Annotated in this window: 5 protein-coding genes; 3 read left to right on the top strand and 2 right to left on the bottom strand. The window is 59.8% G+C overall.

Annotation, left to right across the window (positions count from 1 at the left end; genetic code table 11):
* The coding region (locus WCA53_RS30330) for a BBE domain-containing protein (RefSeq protein WP_423920110.1) at nt 1-264 on the top strand (264 nt) is incomplete at its 5' end.
* A 134-nt stretch (nt 265-398) separates the two neighbouring features.
* Here WCA53_RS30330 and WCA53_RS30325 read toward each other — a convergent pair.
* Entirely contained in the window at nt 399-731 is a 333-nt protein-coding gene (locus WCA53_RS30325; protein ID WP_423920113.1) for a cupin domain-containing protein, read from the bottom strand.
* A 344-nt stretch (nt 732-1,075) separates the two neighbouring features.
* On the opposite strand from WCA53_RS30325, the gene WCA53_RS30320 reads away from it, so the two are divergent.
* Both WCA53_RS30320 and WCA53_RS30315 read left to right on the top strand, forming a co-directional pair.
* Nucleotides 1,076-1,837 (top strand): IclR family transcriptional regulator, encoded by a 762-nt coding sequence (locus WCA53_RS30320; RefSeq protein ID WP_423920107.1) that lies wholly within the window; start codon nt 1,076-1,078, stop codon nt 1,835-1,837.
* 235 nt (nt 1,838-2,072) lie between these two features.
* Entirely contained in the window at nt 2,073-3,338 is a 1,266-nt protein-coding gene (locus tag WCA53_RS30315) for a lactonase family protein (RefSeq protein ID WP_423920100.1), read from the top strand.
* Between the two features lie 340 nt (nt 3,339-3,678).
* Here WCA53_RS30315 and WCA53_RS30310 read toward each other — a convergent pair.
* Nucleotides 3,679-3,875: hypothetical protein (locus WCA53_RS30310; RefSeq protein WP_423920096.1), on the bottom strand; the 197-nt coding region annotated here is incomplete at its 5' end.

Raw genomic sequence — 3,875 nt, 5'->3', positions numbered from 1 at the left:
CGCGATGCCCGTTGGGCAGCGGTGTATGTCGGTGTCGACCCGGATCCGGCGAACGTGGAACGGATCAGTACCTGGGCTCGCGATTACCAGAGCGCATTGCATCCTTACTCGGCCGGAGGCGCATACGTGAACTTCATGATGGAAGAGGGACAGGACCGGGTAAAGGCCAGCTTCCGGGACAACTACTCGCGGCTGCTCTCGATCAAGCGGGACCTGGACCCCGGCAACCTTTTCCGCGTGAACCAAAACATCCGGCCAACGTAGCGCGCCTGTGACGCCGCGGTTTGAAAGCCGAGCGAAATCAGGGAGCCCGCGTCACTCACTGCGGCACTGGACAACACCTCGGCTGTCGGGACTCTCGACGATGGTCGAACGCGGCGTATGAATCGGCGCTCAGTTCAGCGTTCGTGGTAGATCGCAAGCCAGACGGTTTGCTCTGTGGCATGCGTCCACGCAACGCGATGCCGGCAATGCGGCTCGATCAGCACGTAGTCGCCGGGGCGCATGTCGTGTAGCGTCGAGTCCTCTTCGAACTCGAGCACGGCCGCGCCCGACAGCAGTACAACCCATTCGGCGCGCGAGTCGTCGTACCAGAACCCTTCGGGACTCGTGTGTCCCATGGACACGATCCGCTCCACGTTCAGGCGCTGTCCCGTGATGAGCATGTCGATGCGCTCTTCGCCGCCGCGCTTCGCTTCGAAGCTGAACAGGTTACCCGATTGAAGTTGGATGGCTCGACCTCACGTCAACTTTCACTTCACACGTACAAGACCGTCGAGAGCAGCATCGGAAGCAGCTCGCTGATCGCCGGTTGATACGTATTTCAACTGTAGCGCACAAGACTCAATAAAGACGTAACGACTGTCCCTGAAGCCACCCTGCCTCAATGCGACTCGGCGACGTTGCCGTGATCACGCGCGTTATCGCCGCGACCCAACCCATCTATCCCCCTATTGCAACGATTTGCGTTCCATGAAAGACTTTGTTTCATCCGCTGAGCCGGACAACTGTCCGGTATATCAGACAACTAAGTGCTCGACGGCCGAGCACTAATCGCCGATGAAGAGTTGAGCCAATGTCTTCACCAGAATCATCTAGGGCCAGAGGAGTTGATCGGGTCGTCAGCATCTTCAAGCAGTTGCATATCGCGCGGCGGCCTATGACGATGCGCGAACTGATTGAAGCGACCGGCGCGCCACGCTCGAGCATCTACGAATTGGTCACGATTCTCTCGGATGCTGGATGGCTCGAAACTACGGCCGACGGCAGCGTGTTTTTCGGTCGCGAGATGCATTACTACGGGTACGACTACGCGGTGCACAACGATCTGATCAGCCGCGCCCATCAGGCTATCCTCGCACTCGTCTTCAAGCACGATGAAACCGCTCAGCTGTGCATGCTGGAGGGCAACAAATACACGGTCGTCCTCTCGGAGAACAGCTCACGGCCGTTCAATATCAGTTCTGATATCGGCGTGAAGGTGCCCATTCCATGGACCGCGACGGGCCGCCTGTTGCTCGCACACCTGAGCGCGGATGCAATTCGGAAGCTGATCCCGGACGAAGACTTTATCCTCGATAACGGGAAGCGCGTGGAGTTTGAAGACTTCGTGCGCGATGTCGAACGCGCTGCTGAACAGGGTTACTGCTGCACCGAAGGTCTTTCGCACACCTTCCGATACTGCATGGCAGCGCCGATACACGACCGCACTGGCACGGCGGTCGCGGCGTTGTGCTTCATGACGAGCCGCGATAGGGACCCGGAAAAGCGCGCGGCCATGCTCGAAGACCTGATCAAGTCATCGAATGCGTTGTCGCAGCCTCGCGCCCGACTGTAGATGCTCGCGAGTCGGGTGCCACCCTCCGCTGCGACGTCTCCCACTGCAACAGAAGGACTGCTACGGCGCGGGCGCGTTCGCATGTGAACGATGGCGGATACGGACTACTTAGTGTTTATTTCAACGCGACCGCACGCTAAAGTTTTCATGACGTGGACCGTGTGCGAGAGGGTCATCCGTCTCGCGGCGCTCCTGTTCACCCGAAGGCTGTCGGTCACTATCCAGGAGGCAGGCAATGAGCAATGTTAGCAATCTCGGTGTACCTGGTTCGCAGGCGCGACGCGTCTGGCTAAAAAGCGTGAGCGCGGTGGCTGTCGCTTCGGCGATTGGTTCGCTCGCGGCAACTCGTGCGGCGCAGGCCGCGAGCAAAAGTACCACGGACGTTGCCGATATCAGCAAGCCGTTATTTGCGTACGTCGGCACCTACACGCCCAATGGCCTCGGCATCCATCGCTTCCAGGTTGACCGCAATAGCGGCAAGCTCGACGCGCTCGCGCCAATGCGTGGCATCGAGAATCCGAGCAACTTGGTCGTTGATCGGCAACAGCGCTTCCTGTTCGCTGTAAGCGAGGTCAAGAACTACAACGGCACGTCGAACGGTTCGATCAGCTCCTATGCGATCGAAAGCGGCACTGGCGTGCTGCGTCTGGTCAACACGGTCAACTCACGCGGTGCCGGGCCGGTCTATCTGAGCCTGCATCCAAACGGGCGTTTCCTGATGGTCGCGAACTACAACAGCGGCAGCGTCGCGGTCTTTCCGGTTTCGAACGACGGTGTGCTGGGCGAGGCTTGCTCTGTTCAGCAGCCGCAGGCGCCGGCCGGTGCGCCGCACGCAGCGGAAGGCGTGCCCGGCAGCTTTGCCATCAGCGACCACGATGGTCCTCATGCGCACACAATTGTGCCTTCGCCCGACGGTCGATTCGCGATCTCGACCGATCTCGGTGCCGATCGCACGTATATGTGGAAGTTCGACGAAGCGACTGGCGCACTGTCACCGAACGACCCGCCGTTCATCGCGTCGTCGCCTGGCGCTGGCCCGCGGCACGTCGCGTTTCATCCGAATGGCCGCTATATGTATGAGGTCACCGAGGAAGCGTCGACGCTCGTCTGCTACGCGTACGACAGCGCGCACGGCGGGTTGACGCGGTTGCAGTCGGTCTCGACGCTGCCGGACGCGTATCAGGGCACGAGCTTCGCGTCGGAACTGGTGTTTTCACACGATGGTCGCTTCATCTACGTGGCGAACCGGCTGCACGACACGATCGTGCAGTTCAGCGTCGCCGGCAACGGCCATCTGCAACGTGTCGGGGAGATCCCGACCGGGGGTGACTATCCGCGCGTGATCAAATTCGATCCGTCGGGCCGCTTCATGTATTCGCTGAATCAACGCAGCGACCACATCGCGATCTTTTCCGTCGATACGGCCAGTGGCAAGCTTCGGTCTACAGGAACCTACGTCGCAGTCGGCAGCCCGTCCGATATCGCTTTCGCATCGGCATAGCGAGGGGGCCCGGGTGGCTCTGGTTGCCTCAAGCGAACGAGCCGCAGGGTTGAATAAAGAACTGCTGTCGACCGTCTATTCCATCTCCCGTGCAAACTCTAGACGACGGGAATCGTCATACTGTCGTCGAATTTATTCCATGGGGGACGAAATTATTTTCGCCGAAAGGGGGAGCGCCGCCGACGATGGCTGACGGGTTCGTGCGAGCGGCCAGACACACCAGGCGCTGACCGATCAGAATGGAATATTCTGGCTTCGTCGGCCGTTTAACATGCGCACTCCCGCAAGGCGTCGGGCACTTTCGACACCACGGATTGGTGAGTTGGGCGGCACTAACCAGTCAGTCCCGCAGATAAGGCTGACATCGACCGCTGGTTCCCGTTTCGCTGGCGGGGTTCGGCATAGCCGTGGAGGCGTGCGCGATGGGAAACCATATCAACACGAAGGCGACAATCGCATTCGTGGGGTTCTTGCTTGTCTTGACTGTCGCTGGGGCCGGTTGGTATTTCTTTTCCGGAAGCCAATACGCCACTTTTC

The sequence above is a fragment of the Caballeronia sp. genome, assembly GCF_049581465.1.
Lineage (GTDB): Bacteria > Pseudomonadota > Gammaproteobacteria > Burkholderiales > Burkholderiaceae > Caballeronia.
The sequence above is the reverse complement of the archived record's forward strand: the minus strand, read 5'-3'. Positions and strand labels throughout refer to the sequence as shown.